Here is a 12,896-nt window from a genome sequence, read left to right on the forward strand (position 1 = left end):
TGTCTCCTGTGGTGGACGGATGGGGTGCCTGCGCCCGGTCCTTTCAGGGGCGGGCCACAGTCTCTGGCGGACTGTTGTCGGCAGGCGGGGTTGCGGGGCCGGAACCTTCCGGTCCCGGGGCCGTACCGCGCGGGCGGTACGCCGCGTAGTACAGGGTGGGGATCACCACCAGCGTCAGGACGGTGGAGACAAAAATGCCAAAGATGAGCGAGATAGCCAGGCCGTTGAAGATCGGGTCGTCCAGGATGAAGAACGCACCGATCATGGCGGCCAGCCCGGTGAGCACGATGGGCTGCGCGCGGGTGATGGCCGAGTGCACGATGGCGGTCTTCAGCGGCACGCCTTCGCCCACCTGCAGGCGGATGAAGTCCACCAGCAGGATGGAGTTGCGCACGATGATGCCCGCCAGCGCGATCATCCCGATCATGCTGGTCGCGGTGTACTGCGCTCCCAGCAGGGCGTGGCCAGGCATCACGCCGATGATGGTCAGCGGAATGGGCGCCATGATGATCAGCGGCGTGAGGTAGGAGCCGAACTGCGCCACGACCAGCAGATAGATCAGTACCAGGCCCACGGCGTAGGCAGCCCCCATGTCGCGGAAGGTTTCGTAGGTGATCTGCCATTCGCCGTCCCACTTCACGGCGTAGCCGCGCAGCGGGTCCGAGGGCTGGCGCACGAAATACTCCTCTACTGCGCCACCGTCGGGGGCGACGATGCGGCCGATCTCGGCGCGGTTCTGGAACATGCCGTACAGGGGGCTGTCCACCCGGCCCGCCATGTCGGCCACGACGAAATTCACCGGCAGCAGGTCCTTGTGGTAGACCGGTTGCTCGCGCAGGGTGTCGCTCAGCGTGACCAGCTCGCGGATGGGGACCAGCTGTCCCTGGGCTCCCCGTACCGTGAGGCGCAACAGGCCTTGCAGGTCGCCCTGGCTTTCCGCGGGCAGCTGCAGCAGCACGGGGGCCGGGTACTTGCTGGCATCGCGCAGCCAAGTGGCGGCCTCGCCGCTGAGGCCCGCGTGGAGCGTGCTCACGATGGCCTGCTGCGGAATACCCAGCAGCGCGGCCTTGCGCCGGTCGACGATCAGCAGCGTGCGCGGTGCGTCCGCAATGCTGCTGTCATCTGCGTCCACGATGCCTTCGGTGCCGGACAGTGCGGTGCGTACCGCACGCGCCACCGCGCGCCGACCTTCGGCGCTGGGGCCGTACACCTCGGCAACGATGGGTGAGAGCACGGGGGGGCCCGGGGGCACCTCGACCACCTTCACATTGGCACCGTGGCGCTTTCCGATCTCTTGCAGAGCCGGACGCACCCGCGTGGCAATGGCATGGCTTTGGTCCTTGCGGTGGTGCTTGTCGGCCAGGTTGACCTGGATATCGCCGACTTCGCCGCCGGCCCGCAGGTAGTACTGGCGTACCAGGCCGTTGAAGTTGATGGGCCCGGACAAGCCCGCATAGGCCTGGTAGTGGACGACCTCCGGCACGGTGGCGAGGTGCGCCCCCAGTTCATGCAGCACCGCAGCAGTCCGCTCCACCGGGGTGCCCGCAGGCATGTCGACCACCACCTGGAACTCGGACTTGTTGTCGAAGGGCAGCATCTTCAGCTGCACCCAGCCGACCACGGGCAGCGCCACCGACACGGCGATCAGCACCGCCACCCCGGCGGCCAGCCAGCGGCGGTTGCGCCGGCCCCGCTGTTCGTCCAGCAACGGCGTGAACACACGCTCGAACCAAGGAGCGATGCGGGCACTCAGGCCGCTGTGCTGGGCCGTGGCCGTGCCGGGTGCGTGGTGGGCCGATTGTTCCTTCATCCACAGCCGCGCCAGCCAGGGCGTGATGACAAAGGCCACGGCCAGCGACAGCAGCATGCCCATGCTCGCGTTGATGGGGATGGGGGCCATGTAGGGGCCCATGAGTCCGCTGACGAAAGCCATCGGCAGCAGCGCGGCGATCACCGTCAAGGTGGCCAGGATGGTGGGCCCGCCGACCTCGTCCACCGCATGGGGAATGATCTCCCGCAGGCTACGCCCCGGGTGCAGCTGCTGGTGGCGGTGGATGTTCTCCACCACCACGATGGCGTCGTCCACCAGGATGCCGATGGAAAAGATCAGCGCAAACAGCGACACGCGGTTGAGCGTGAAGCCCCAGGCCCAGGAGGCAAACAGCGTCACGGTGAGCGTGAGCACGACCGCCACGCCCACGATGGCCGCCTCGCGCCGGCCCAGCGCCAGAAACACCAGGGCCACCACCGAGGCGGTGGCAAACAGCAGTTTCTGGATGAGCTTCTGGGCCTTGTCGTTGGCGGTGACGCCGTAGTTGCGCGTTTCGGTCACTTCCACGCCTGCCGGAATCACGGTGTTGCGCAGCTGGTCCACGCGCTGCACCACGGCGTTGGCCACGTCGATGGCGTTCTCGCCGGCCTTCTTGGTCACGGTGAGGGTTACTGCGGGGAATTCATCCACGCCGCCGGACGGTGCTGCGTCAGCGCCAGCCTCGGCGCGCCGCGGGACCCCGTGCCACACGTACTGGGTGGAGGGGGGCGCGGCGTCCTGCACTTGCGCCACATCCTTGAGGAAAACGGGTTTGCCAGACCGGACGCCGACCATCAGGTCCGCCACCTCGTCTGCGCCCGCCAGCAGCGGGCCGCTGTCCACCTGCACGGTGCGGTCCTCGCCCAGCAGCTCCCCTACCGGCAGGCCCATGTTGGCCGATTGCAAAGCCCGGCGCAGGTCGTCCACCGTGGTGCCGGTGGCGGCCATGCGGTCCGTGTCCATGCGCACCAGCACGGCGCGCCCCGGACCGCCCAGGGTCTGGACTTCGCGGGTGCCGGGAACGCGCTTGATTTCGGCCTCGACGCTGTGCGCCACGCGCTCCAGGGCGAACGCGCCCGACGCCTCGTCGTGGCTGTGCAGGGTGAGCGTCACCACCGGCACATCGTCAATGCCCTTGGGCTTGATCACGGGGTCCATCGCGCCAAGCCCCTTGGGCAGCCAGTCCGCGTTGCTCCGCAGGGTGTCGTGCAGCCGGACCAGGGCTTCCGTGCGGGGCACGCCCACCTTGAACTGCACCGTCATCACGGCCACGCCGGGACGCGACACCGAGGTCACGTGCTCGGTGCCCTGCATTTGCGACAGCACCTGTTCCGCCGGGATGGCGATCATCTGCTCCACGTCGGCCACCGCAGCGCCAGGGAAGGGCACGATGACGTTGGCCATGGTCACGTCGATCTGGGGCTCTTCCTCCCGGGGGGTGACCAGCACGGCAAACACGCCCAGCAGGAATGCGACAAGCGCCAGCAGCGGCGTGATCTGCGCACCCTGGAACAAGGCGGCAATGCGCCCCGAGATGCCCAGCGGCGAAGGATTGTTTGGATGGGCCATGTCAGCGCACCTTTGCAGCCGCTTGGGGCTGGAGCGCGACCCGCTCCCCGGCGCGGATGCCGCTGAGCACTTCCACCTGGTCGCCGACCGCCCGGCCCAGCCGGACCTGGCGCAGCAGGGGCCGGTCTTGTGCGTCCAGCACATACAGGCCCGTCATTTCCGCACGGCGCACCACCGCACTGGCGGGCACCAGCAGGGGGCCTGCTTGCGCAGCGCCCGCCGCCGCACTCTGCGGTGGGGCCGTCGGCAGCCACAGCCGCGCAAACATGCCTGGTGCTGCGCCGGCCGTGCCGGGCGGCAGGTCTACCCGCACCTGCACGGTGTGGCTCAGGCTGTCCACGGTGGGCAACACCTGAACCTTGCCGGCAGGCACGGCCACGCGCTCGGGGGTGAGGCCGGGAATCTCGATCTGCACCGGTCCGCTGGCGTTGCGCAGCGCTGCCGCCTGTTGCTGCCCCACGGCCGCGGTGACGCGCATGGCCGAGGGGTCGTACACCGTCAGCAGCGGCTTGCCCGGCAGGGCCATGTCGCCCACCGTGGCGGGGACGGTGCCGACCACGCCCGTGAAAGGCGCTTTCAGGGCGTAGAAATCGGACTGCGTAGACGCTGCCCCGGCCTGGGCCTGGAGGGCTTGAACCTGCGCCTGGCTGGCGCGCCACTGCGCCTCGGCCCGGTCCAGGGCAGACTGGCTGATGTACTGCTTCTGGAACAACTGCTTCTGGCGTTCGTATTCCTGCGCCGCCACGCGCAGGGTGGCCCGTGCAGCGTCCACCTGGGCCGTGCTGGCCGCCGCGTTGAGCTGCGCGGCCCGCGCGTCAATGCGCACCAGTTCCTGGCCGGCCGTCACCTGTTCTCCCGCACGCACCGCCAGCCGGACGATGGCGCCCGGCACCTGGGCTGCCACCGTGGCGTCGCGCACGGCCTCGACCTGGGCATCCACGCTGCTGGACAGCTGCGTGGCCGCCGGCTGCACTGTAAAGCTGGTCAGGGGGGCTTCACCGGCGGACGCGGCCAGGGGCGCCCAGGCCAGCGAGAGTGCGGCGGTCCAGATGCTCAGGGATCTCATGAAGGCTCCAGGAATCGGTGTTCTGTTAATTATTTAACTAATCAGCTAATTAGTCAATAATGTATCCTATACCCGAATGCTGGAGATCAACCATGATGAACATGCCCCCCGAAGCCCTTGCGCAGGTGGCTGCTTACTTCCAGGTGCTGGCCGAACCCACGCGGCTACGCATCCTCAACCTGCTCCGGGGCGGGGAAAAGAACGTCGGGGAGCTGGCGCAGGAATGCGGCTACACGGCGGCCAACATTTCCCGGCACCTGTCACTGATGACCAAGAACGGCCTGGTGAGCCGGGAAGGGCGTGGGACGAGCGTGTACTACCGGTTGACCGACGCGTCGGTGGACGCGCTGTGCGACCTGGTGTGCGGCAACATTGCACGGCGGCTGGAGCGCGACGCCGCAGCACGGGCAGCATTCCAGCTGGGGCGCTGACGGCAACCGCGGCAGCGCGCCCTCAAGGCGGGGGCTAGCCGCCCCGCAGGGCGATGGCGCAGGCGGCCTTGATCAGCCGGTCCCTGGGATTGGCTTCCATGTCGGCAAAGGCCACTTCCCGCCCGTCGCTCTCGGTGTATTCCATGATGCGGAGCTTTCCGCGCCACAGCGGCTGCTCGTACAGTGACAAGGTGCGGTGCCAGGCCTTGAGTCCGTTGCAGTCCATTACGGCGGTGGAGTAGTAAGACCGGTAGGGCTGCCCGTCAAACCCCGTCCGCGGCCTCGCCCGGTTGACCCGCAGCTTGACCAGACGCATCGACTCGAATGCGACGGCGCTGGTGGCGTCCACCTCCACCGTGTCCACGGCAGCATCCCCGGAGTCACCCACCACTGTGAGCCACATGGACTCCGCCGCCTGGGCGCTGCACGCCGCAGCAGCGCACACCAGCGCCGCAGCAGCGGCACGCAGGCGGACGGTCCAGGCAGGGCGGCGGTTGTTGGCCATGGGGGCGGTGCTGGGCTGAACAGGCTCAGAAGACACCCAGCGCCAGGCCTTGCGCAAAGGCTTCGCCCAGCGTCCTGCAGCGCAGGAGTGCGTCGTCGGAAATGCGCTTGGGCGCCAGGATGGCTTGCGGAGTCTGGGCATGGGTGCACACGATCAGGGGTTCGGCAACAGGTTTCAGGCGCCAGCCGGTGGCGATCCGCTCGATCTGTCTGGCGGCACCGCGTCCGTCGGAGCCAGCGCAGACCAGGCTGGCATACGGGCGGCCGTTCACGTGGTCGAGCACCGCATAGTAGCTGCGATCAAAGAAGTCCTTGAGCTGCCCGCTGATGGCTGCGAGATTCTCGGGCGTGGCAAACACGTAGCCGTCGGCACCCAGCACCTCCGATGCGCCGGCCTGCGCTGCATGCAGCAGCCGCACCTGCACAGGGGAATCCGGGTCGGCCGAGGCTCCGTCGCACGCAGCCTGGGCCATCTGGCGGGTCCCGTCCGTCATCGAGTGGTAGACGATCAGCAGGGTCTTGCGCGGTGTCATGCGCTGCATCATCCCACGCGCGCGGGAGTCCCCCCCCCGGGCCGGTGGCAGCCCGCTGCCGCTGCAACGGGGTTTTCCTGCGAAATCGCCAACGGGCCCAAGGGCGGTTGGCCTACACCGCCGGCGCGTTGGTGTGCCCACAATCGACAGCCACCGAATGATGGGAGCTGACATGCCGGATCCAAGCGAGCAGGAAGAGAATATCTTTGGCGAATCCGACGGCACGTCGTATTCCGCCGTGCTGGGGCGGACCCGCCAGGGCCAGTTCACCGTGCGGAGCCTGCTGGTGGACGGCCACAACATCCCGGTCAGCGATGCCGTATGGCCTTCGCGCGAACAGGCGGTGGACGCAGTGCGGGCCTATGCCCGGGGCGACCGCCGGTAGGTCCGGGCAGGTGGCCCGCCCTCAGCGTGCCGCGCGCTGCTTACGCTGGGCGAGCTTGCGGTACAGCGTCTGGCGGCTGATGCCCAGGGTGCGGGCCGCATGGCTCATGTTGCCGCGGCAACTCTCCAGCGCTTGCTGGATGGCGGACTGCGACAGCTCGTCCAGATTCTGCGGGGCGCGCGCCGGCGGTGGTTCGGCGGCAAACCGTTCCGCGCGCTGGAGCTCGTGCTGGAAGTCGTCGGGCAGGTGGTGCCATTCCACCCGGTCTTCGTGCGCGTCCAGCATGGCGCAGGCCGTGCGCAGCACACTGGCGCACTGGCGCAGGTTGCCGGGCCAGCGGTAGTTCTGCAGGGCCGCCATGACGGAGGGCGCCAGGCGCAGCGTGCGGCCCGGTTCGATGCTCTGCAGCAGCTGCAGGCTCAGCGCCTCGAAATCGGTGCGCTCGCGCAACGGCGGCAACTCAATGGCAAGCCCGTTGATCCGGTAGTACAGGTCGGAGCGGAACCGGCCCTGCTCCGCCTCCTCACGCAGATTGCGGTGGGATGCGCACACCAGGGCGAAATCCACGGCCACCGGCTGCGCACTGCCCAGCGGCACCACCTGGCGCTCCTGCAGGACGCGCAGCAGCCGGGTTTGCAGCGCGAGCGGCATGTCGCCGATTTCGTCCAGAAACAGCGTGCCGCCATGGGCTTCGCGCAGCAAGCCCGCACGCCCCTCGCGCCGCCCGCCGGTGAACGCACCTGCGGCGTAGCCAAACAGCTCGGATTCGATCAGCGATTCGGGCAACGCGGCACAGTTGACGGCCACAAACGGGCCGTTGCGGCGCGGGCCGCTCTGGTGGGCGCTGCGCGCGAACCACTCCTTGCCCACGCCCGATTCGCCCTGGATGAGCAGGGGAATCGGCTTGTCCAGAACCCGCCGCGTCTTGGCGGCCGCGGCGCGCCAGCGCGCGTCTCCGGTGTCCAGCCGTGCGAGGGCGTCGTCCGGCGCCAGCGGAGCGGGCGGTTGCACGGGCGTGGCACGGACGGTACGCCGGTCGGGCACCAGCTGGCCGAACAGGGCCGATCCATCGTGCCGCCGCAGGGATAGGGGGGCCTCCGGGCGGCGCTGGTGCCGCAGCATCAGATCTTCCAGGCGGGCGTCCAGCACCTGGTCGAGAGGGACGCTGCCGAGCTGCCCCGCCGGCAGGCGCAACATCGCCAGTGCACTGCGGTTGGCGCCGACCACCCACCCGTCCTCCGAGACCAGCACGATGCCTTCAGCCACCGTGCCGATCCCTTCGGGGTGGGGGTGCAGGTGCAGGCGGACGTGCCGCTGGCTGCCGGACACCAGCAGCCGGTTCTCGATCATGTGGGCGGCCGTGCTCACCAGCCCCAGCGTGTGCGGATTGCCCCGGCTGTGCTCGCTGGAGATGTCCAGAATGCCCAGCAGCTGCCCGGTGCCCGAGAGGATGGGCGCCGCGGCACAGGTCAGAAAGCCGTTGCGCTCCAGGAAATGCTCCGCGCCATGGACTTCCACGGGAGCCATCTCGGCCAGCGCCGTGCCGATGGCATTGGTGCCCCGCTGTGCTTCGTGCCAGGAGGCGCCGCTGGTCAGCGCCACCCGTTCGGCCTTGCCCAGGAAGTAGGGGTCGCCGCAGGTGTCCACCAGCGTCCCACACGGGCTGGCCAGCACCACCACGCTCTGGCTGTCACGCACCTGCTCGAACAGGTATTCCATGACGGGGCGCGAATGGGCCAGTAGCTCCTGGTGCAGGCTGCGCAGTTGCCGCAGGGCCGGATGCTCCAGGTTGTCGTGGCATCCCAGGCGCCCGGTGGGGGCCAGGCCGTTGTCCAGGCTGCGCCGCCAGGACCGCGCCAGGCGGTCGTCCACCAGGCCGCTGGGGCACTGGCCGGTTTCCAGCAGATGCTGCCGAGCTTGCCGCAGCGCCACGGATGTGGATGTTGAACGCATCGGGTTTGTCTCCGCCCCGGGCGTCGTCGCGCCGTTTCACTGGGGTCGGTCCAGTATGGCGGCCCCCCGGTTCCCCGGCAAGCGCCACAACCCCCTGGCTCGGTCAACTGTTCCATTTCGAGACAGCTGTCGCGTTCTGGAGCGGACACCGTGTCACGCGTGCAACCCGGTGCTTTGCGGGGAATTCCTTAAAAATCAATGACTTGGCAGGGTGCAGCGCGCTGGCACGGGTTTTGATGGGTGGCTCGCATCTGGCAGGCGCTTGTGCTGCCAGATGTCCACAAAACCATCGGAGACAACCACCATGACCGTGTATGCAGCCCCCGGCGCCGCTGGCGCCAAGATCGTCTACAAGCCCCGCTACGACAACTTCATCGGCGGCAAATTCGTGGCCCCGGTCAAGGGCCAGTACTTCGACGTGATCTCGCCGGTCAACGGCAAGGTCTACACGCAGGCCGCCCGCTCCACCGCCGAAGACATCGAGCTGGCGCTGGACGCCGCACATGCCGCGGCCGACCAGTGGGGCAAGACCGACGCCGCCACGCGCGCCAACATCCTGCTCAAGATTGCCGACCGCATCGAGCAGAACCTGGAACTGCTGGCCTATGCCGAAACCGTGGACAACGGCAAGGCCATCCGCGAGACGCTGAACGCCGACATCCCCCTGACGGTGGACCACTTCCGCTACTTCGCGGGCTGCGTGCGGGCGCAAGAAGGCGCATTGAGCAACATCGACGAGAACACCGTGGCGTACCACATCCAGGAGCCGCTGGGCGTGGTGGGCCAGATCATTCCCTGGAACTTCCCCATCCTGATGGCCGCGTGGAAGCTGGCTCCCGCACTGGGCGCGGGCAACTGCGTGGTGCTCAAGCCTGCCGAGTCCACGCCCATTTCCATCCTGGTGCTGGTCGAGCTGATTGCCGACCTGCTGCCGCCGGGCGTGCTCAACATCGTCAACGGCTTCGGGCGCGAAGCGGGCATGCCGCTGGCCACCAGCAAGCGCATCGCCAAGATTGCGTTCACAGGCTCCACCAGCACCGGCCGCGTCATCGCCCAGGCCGCTGCCAACAACCTGATTCCGGCCACGCTGGAACTGGGCGGCAAGAGCCCCAACATCTTCTTTGCCGACGTCATGGACAAGGACGATGCGTTCCTGGACAAGGCCATTGAAGGCCTGGTGCTGTTCGCCTTCAACCAGGGCGAGGTCTGCACCTGCCCCAGCCGCGCGTTGATCCAGGAAAGCATTTACGACAAGTTCATGGAACGTGTCCTGAAGCGCGTGGCCGCCATCAAGCACCAGAACCCGCTGGACACCGACAGCATGATGGGTGCGCAGGCTTCCAAGGAGCAGCTCACCAAGATCCTCTCGTACCTCGACCTGGGCAAGCAGGAAGGTGCCGAGGTGCTGGCCGGCGGCGGCCAGGCCCACCTGGGCGGCGACCTGGAAGGCGGCTACTACGTGCAGCCCACGCTGTTCAAGGGCCACAACAAGATGCGCATCTTCCAGGAGGAAATCTTCGGCCCCGTGCTGGCCGTGACCACCTTCAAGGACGAGGCCGAGGCGCTGGCCATTGCCAACGACACGCTGTACGGCCTGGGCGCCGGCGTGTGGAGCCGCAACGGCAACGTGGCCTATCGCATGGGCCGTGCGATCAAGGCGGGCCGCGTGTGGACCAACTGCTACCACGCCTATCCCGCGCACGCTGCATTCGGTGGCTACAAGGAGTCGGGCATCGGCCGCGAGACCCACAAGATGATGCTCGACCACTACCAGCAGACCAAGAACCTGCTCGTGAGCTACAGCGAAAACAAGCTGGGCTTCTTCTGACAGGCTGGGGCGGCTTGCCCGCCCCGGTGCGCCTGCCCATGCGGGCGTACGATTTTTTGGCGAAGTGGCCTGCCCCGGGAGTACATCGCCGGGGGCGTGCCAGCCAGCGCGGCTGGCGCATGGGCCGTCGGTTCGATCCATCCAGGAGGTTCGCGATGAGCAGCAGTACGTTTTTCATGCCCAGTGTCAACATCATGGGCGCAGGGTGCCTGCAGGAGGCGATCACGGCCCTGAAGGGCCACGGCTTTCACAAGGCACTGATCGTGACCGATGCCGTGCTCAGCAAGCTGGGCGTGGCGGCCCGCATCCAGGCCCAGCTGGCCGCGGAGCAGATTGCATCGGTGGTGTTTGACGGCACCCAGCCCAACCCCACGGTGGGCAATGTGCGCGCCGGTCTGGCGCAGCTGCGGGCCGAGCAGTGCGACTTCGTGATCTCGCTAGGCGGCGGCTCGCCCCACGACTGCGCCAAGGGCATCGCCCTGTGCGCCACCAATGGCGGCGAGATTGCCGACTATGAAGGCGTGGACCGCTCCGCCAAGCCGCAACTGCCGCTGGTGGCCATCAACACCACCGCCGGCACGGCCAGCGAGATGACGCGCTTTTGCATCATCACCGACGAGACGCGGCACATCAAGATGGCCATCGTGGACCGCAACGTCACGCCCCTCCTGTCCGTCAATGACCCCGAGCTGATGCTTGCCAAGCCCAAGGGCCTGACGGCGGCCACCGGCATGGATGCACTGACCCACGCAGTGGAGGCCTACGTGTCCACCGCCGCCACCCCCATCACGGATGCCTGCGCGCTGAAGGCGGTGGAGCTGATCGCCCGCCACCTGCGCACTGCCGTGGCCCATGGCGGCGACCTGAACGCCCGCGAGCAGATGGCGTATGCGCAGTTCCTGGCGGGCATGGCGTTCAACAACGCATCGCTGGGCTACGTGCATGCCATGGCGCACCAGCTAGGCGGTTTCTACGACCTGCCCCACGGTGTGTGCAATGCCCTGCTGCTGCCGCATGTGGAGGCGTTCAACGTGTCCACGTCGGCCGCGCGCCTGCGCGACGTGGCCCACGCCATGGGGGTGGACGTGGCGGGGCTGGACGCCGAAGCGGGCGCCCAGGCCTGCCTGGCCGCCATCCGCCAGCTGGCGCTGGACATCGGCATCCCCAAATGCCTGGCAGATCTGGGGGTGAAGGAAGGCGACATCCCGCTGCTGGCCGCCAATGCGCTCAAGGACGCCTGCGGGCTCACCAACCCGCGCCGTGCCACGCAGGCCGACATCGAAGGCATCTTCCGCGGTGCCATGACGGCCTGAGCGCCGCAGTTGCGCAACCCCGGCCATGACCACCCCGCCGCCCCCGCTGCCACCCCGCGTGGTGGCCACGCCGGCCGCCCTGGAACTGCTGGCCTTGCTGCAGGCCCGGCATGGCCGGGACCTGCTGTTTCACCAAAGTGGCGGGTGCTGCGACAACAGCGCCGCCAACTGCTACCTGCCCAGCGACCTCACCATCGGCGCCCAGGACGTGCTGCTGGGGGAGGTGGGCGGCGTGCCGTTCTACATCGGCAAGTCGCAGTACGCGTACTGGCAGCACACCCAGCTCATCCTGGACGTGGTGGAAGGGCAGGGCGGCACGTTCTCGCTCGAAGGCAGCACGGGCAAGGCCTTCCACACGCGGTCGCGGCTGTTTACCGATGCGGAATGGGCAGCCCTTGAGGCCACGGTGGCCCGGGACCTGGCTTGACGCTGCGGGCGGCGCGGACCGCCCTGGCGCGCTCCGCACCCGCCGCTAGGCGCCGTCGCCCGCCGTGCCGGTGATCGGCAGCACCGTGCCCGTGATGTAGCTGGAGCAGCACGGCGCCGCCAAAAACACGTAGGCGGGCGAGATCTCCTCCGGCTGGGCCGGGCGGCCCAGGTGCGTCTGCTGCCCGAACTTTGCAATGTCCTCGGGCGATTTGTCGGCCGGGTTCAGCGGCGTCCAGACGGGGCCCGGCGCCACCGCGTTCACGCGGATGCCCTGGTCGGCCAGGTTGTGCGCCAGCGCCTTGGTGAAGGCGTGGATGGCCCCCTTGGTGGCCGAGTAGTCCAGCAGCTCCTTGCTGCCCTTGAGCCCCGTGACCGAGCCCGTGTTGATGATGGAGTCGCCCCGCTGCAGGTGGGGCAGAGCCGCCTTGGCCATGTGGAAATAGCCGTAGATGTTGGTGCGGAAGGTTTCGTCAAACCGCTCTTCGGTCAGGTCTTCGAGCGACGCTGCATGCTCCTGGAAGGCCGCGTTGTTCACCAGCACGTTGAGCTTGCCAAAGGCCTTCACCACCTGGCGCACGGCGTCGACGCAGAACGACGCATCTTTCACGTCGCCTGAGAGCGTGATGCAGCGGCGGCCCTCGGCCTCCACCAGCTTGCGCGTTTGCTCCGCGTCGTCGTGTTCGCAGAGGTAGGCGATGGCCACGTCCGCTCCTTCGCGTGCAAACAGCACCGCCACCGCCCGGCCGATGCCCGAGTCGCCGCCGGTGATGAGGGCCGAAAACCCTTCCAGCTTGCCGCTGCCGCGGTAGTGGGGCGCCTGGTACTTGGGGGCCAGCTGCATGTCGGCCTCGTGGCCGGGTTTGGCCAAGTGCTGCCGCGGCAGCGGTGGCGCGGGCTCGCTGCGGCCGGGGCCGGGCGCGGGCTGCGCTTCGGGCGAGGCCTGCGACGCCTGTTGGGAGCGCTGGTCCTTCTGGTCTTGCGCGGACTGGATGCGCTGCTGCTTCTGGGTGGTTGCGTCGCTGGACGGTGCGGAAGTAGGCGGTGCGGAGGTGGAGGGTGGCGGCATGGTGATGGC

The 12,896-nt window shown here is 68.3% G+C and carries 11 protein-coding genes; 5 read left to right on the forward strand and 6 right to left on the reverse strand.

Annotated features, from left to right (window positions below; genetic code table 11):
- Positions 1 to 43: 43 nt before the first annotated feature.
- Both ACOYR3_RS05300 and ACOYR3_RS05305 read right to left on the reverse strand, forming a co-directional pair.
- Complete coding sequence (locus tag ACOYR3_RS05300) at positions 44 to 3,379, reverse strand: efflux RND transporter permease subunit (protein ID WP_422845432.1); 3,336 nt, start codon at positions 3,377 to 3,379, stop codon at positions 44 to 46.
- Position 3,380: 1 nt separating this feature from the next.
- Complete coding sequence (locus ACOYR3_RS05305; RefSeq protein WP_422845433.1) at positions 3,381 to 4,445, reverse strand: efflux RND transporter periplasmic adaptor subunit; 1,065 nt, start codon at positions 4,443 to 4,445, stop codon at positions 3,381 to 3,383.
- 92 nt (positions 4,446 to 4,537) lie between these two features.
- Here ACOYR3_RS05305 and ACOYR3_RS05310 point away from each other — a divergent pair, with 92 nt between their 5' ends.
- Positions 4,538 to 4,876 carry an ArsR/SmtB family transcription factor gene (locus ACOYR3_RS05310; RefSeq protein WP_422845434.1) on the forward strand — a complete coding sequence of 113 codons (339 nt, stop codon included), beginning with the start codon at positions 4,538 to 4,540 and terminating at the stop codon, positions 4,874 to 4,876.
- Positions 4,877 to 4,910: 34 nt separating this feature from the next.
- On the opposite strand, the gene ACOYR3_RS05315 is transcribed toward ACOYR3_RS05310, so the two are convergent.
- The gene (locus ACOYR3_RS05315) at positions 4,911 to 5,381 is read right to left on the reverse strand and encodes a surface-adhesin E family protein (protein WP_422845435.1); all 471 of its coding nucleotides are present in this window, start codon (positions 5,379 to 5,381) and stop codon (positions 4,911 to 4,913) included.
- A gap of 25 nt (positions 5,382 to 5,406) precedes the next feature.
- Complete coding sequence (locus ACOYR3_RS05320; RefSeq protein ID WP_422845436.1) at positions 5,407 to 5,913, reverse strand: flavodoxin family protein; 507 nt, start codon at positions 5,911 to 5,913, stop codon at positions 5,407 to 5,409.
- 172 nt (positions 5,914 to 6,085) lie between these two features.
- Between ACOYR3_RS05320 and ACOYR3_RS05325 the strand changes: the two genes are divergently transcribed.
- Positions 6,086 to 6,298, forward strand: coding sequence for a hypothetical protein (locus ACOYR3_RS05325; protein ID WP_422845437.1), 213 nt, complete (start codon positions 6,086 to 6,088; stop codon positions 6,296 to 6,298).
- Positions 6,299 to 6,319: 21 nt separating this feature from the next.
- Here ACOYR3_RS05325 and ACOYR3_RS05330 read toward each other — a convergent pair whose 3' ends face one another.
- Positions 6,320 to 8,251, reverse strand: coding sequence for a sigma-54-dependent Fis family transcriptional regulator (locus ACOYR3_RS05330; RefSeq protein ID WP_422845438.1), 1,932 nt, complete (start codon positions 8,249 to 8,251; stop codon positions 6,320 to 6,322).
- 304 nt (positions 8,252 to 8,555) lie between these two features.
- On the opposite strand from ACOYR3_RS05330, the gene adh reads away from it, so the two are divergent.
- The 3 genes from adh (at position 8,556) to ACOYR3_RS05345 (ending at position 11,819) form a co-directional block, all read left to right on the forward strand.
- Positions 8,556 to 10,079 carry an aldehyde dehydrogenase gene (gene adh / locus ACOYR3_RS05335; RefSeq protein WP_422845439.1) on the forward strand — a complete coding sequence of 508 codons (1,524 nt, stop codon included), beginning with the start codon at positions 8,556 to 8,558 and terminating at the stop codon, positions 10,077 to 10,079.
- Between the two features lie 155 nt (positions 10,080 to 10,234).
- A complete protein-coding gene (gene yiaY / locus ACOYR3_RS05340) occupies positions 10,235 to 11,392 on the forward strand; it encodes an L-threonine dehydrogenase (RefSeq protein WP_422845440.1) in 1,158 nt (385 codons plus the stop codon).
- A 25-nt stretch (positions 11,393 to 11,417) separates the two neighbouring features.
- Positions 11,418 to 11,819 carry a DUF779 domain-containing protein gene (locus ACOYR3_RS05345; protein WP_422845441.1) on the forward strand — a complete coding sequence of 134 codons (402 nt, stop codon included), beginning with the start codon at positions 11,418 to 11,420 and terminating at the stop codon, positions 11,817 to 11,819.
- 45 nt (positions 11,820 to 11,864) lie between these two features.
- Here the strand turns inward: ACOYR3_RS05345 and ACOYR3_RS05350 are convergent, their stop codons facing one another.
- Complete coding sequence (locus ACOYR3_RS05350; RefSeq protein ID WP_422845442.1) at positions 11,865 to 12,887, reverse strand: SDR family oxidoreductase; 1,023 nt, start codon at positions 12,885 to 12,887, stop codon at positions 11,865 to 11,867.
- Between the last annotated feature and the right edge of the window lie 9 nt (positions 12,888 to 12,896).

It is taken from the genome of Acidovorax sp. M2(2025), from assembly GCF_049330835.1.
In the GTDB taxonomy this organism is placed as follows: domain Bacteria; phylum Pseudomonadota; class Gammaproteobacteria; order Burkholderiales; family Burkholderiaceae_C; genus Acidovorax.